The sequence below is a fragment of the Chryseobacterium urinae genome, assembly GCF_030518295.1.
GTDB classification, from domain to species: Bacteria; Bacteroidota; Bacteroidia; order Flavobacteriales; family Weeksellaceae; genus Chryseobacterium; species Chryseobacterium mucoviscidosis.
This window is the reverse complement of the sequence record NZ_JAULSJ010000078.1, coordinates 1-1,189: the sequence shown is the minus strand read 5'-3', so window position 1 is coordinate 1,189 and position 1,189 is coordinate 1. Positions and strand designations below refer to the sequence as shown.

Below are 1,189 nucleotides of genomic sequence, written 5' to 3'. Positions count from 1 at the left end.
TACAGAAACCGTACGTTCAAACCTATGCAAAAGCTCCGCAAATCCCGGAACTTCGCGCTTTGCCTGATTGATGATCTTGTTTTCTCTAAGCTCTTCTAAACTCTTTTTTTTGTTGCCATTTTACTGATTTTTAATTAGTTTTACAAAGTAACTAAATATAGCGCTGAGAAAGCTACCGAAGGTTTAGTTCAACATAGTATTGCCAAAAAAGCGGGGTTGAAGGAATTCTTTGAGCGTTTTGGCAAAATATCCGCAAAAAATTTTCCCTTTTCCAAAGAAAAATTGTAACTTTGAAAAAGGGAAAAATTTTTGCTTCGGGAAGTGTTTCTTTTTAAATCTCTGTTATAAAAAGCCCGCTTCTTCGGCAATACTTTTCCCGTTAGCTGTAATTCTACAAAAATACCGTTAAATAAATGAAAATTAAGACATTAAATACTTTACTATTATTATTCATTTCGTTTTTTATATCGAACTGTAACTCGCAGAAAAACGTTTCATTTCAACCCAAAGTTGTTTATAAATCTAAAAATTTAATAATAACACAGATTTCTAAAAACGCATTTGAGCATACCTCGTTTTTACAAACAGAAAGTTTCGGAAATGTTCCTTGCAATGGTTTAATTGTGAGAAAGAATAAAGAAACAATAGTATTTGATACACCAACAAATGATCTGAGTTCTGAAGAACTAATAAAATGGATAAATCAAGAACTTCATTCCAAAATTAATGCGATAATTCCAACACATTTCCATGATGATTGTTTGGGAGGACTAAAAGCATTTCATAATCACAAAATCCCTTCTTATTCATACACTAAAACCATAGAATTAGCCAAAATGAATAATTATGAAATTCCAAAAAATGGATTTAATGATTCCATAATTCTAAAAGTTGGTAACGAAAATATTAGTGCAAAATATTTTGGAGAAGGTCATACAAAAGATAATATTATTGGTTACTTTCCAAGTGAAAATATAATGTTTGGTGGTTGTCTAATAAAAGAACTTGGAGCAAGCAAAGGATATTTAGGTGATGCAAATATTTCAACTTGGTCAAATACAGTAGAAAAAGTGAAAAAAGAATATCCGGATGTAAAAATAATAATTCCAGGACATGGAGAATTTGGAAATAGTAAATTATTAGATTACACAATTAACTTGTTTAAAGCTGAATAAAAAGAACTACAGCT

1 protein-coding gene is annotated in these 1,189 nt (G+C 30.1%); it reads left to right on the top strand.

The features are described from left to right. The first annotated feature begins 413 nt into the window (after positions 1-413). Positions 414-1,175 carry a subclass B1 metallo-beta-lactamase BMHC-1 gene (locus QWT87_RS21000; RefSeq protein WP_119059468.1) on the top strand — a complete coding sequence of 254 codons (762 nt, stop codon included), beginning with the start codon at positions 414-416 and terminating at the stop codon, positions 1,173-1,175. Positions 1,176-1,189: the final 14 nt, after the last annotated feature.

Bases quoted from the DNA above. Each gene is read 5' to 3' on its own strand.
- QWT87_RS21000 (WP_119059468.1), top strand. From the start codon at position 414: ATGAAAATTAAGACATTAAATACTTTACTATTATTATTCATTTCGTTT.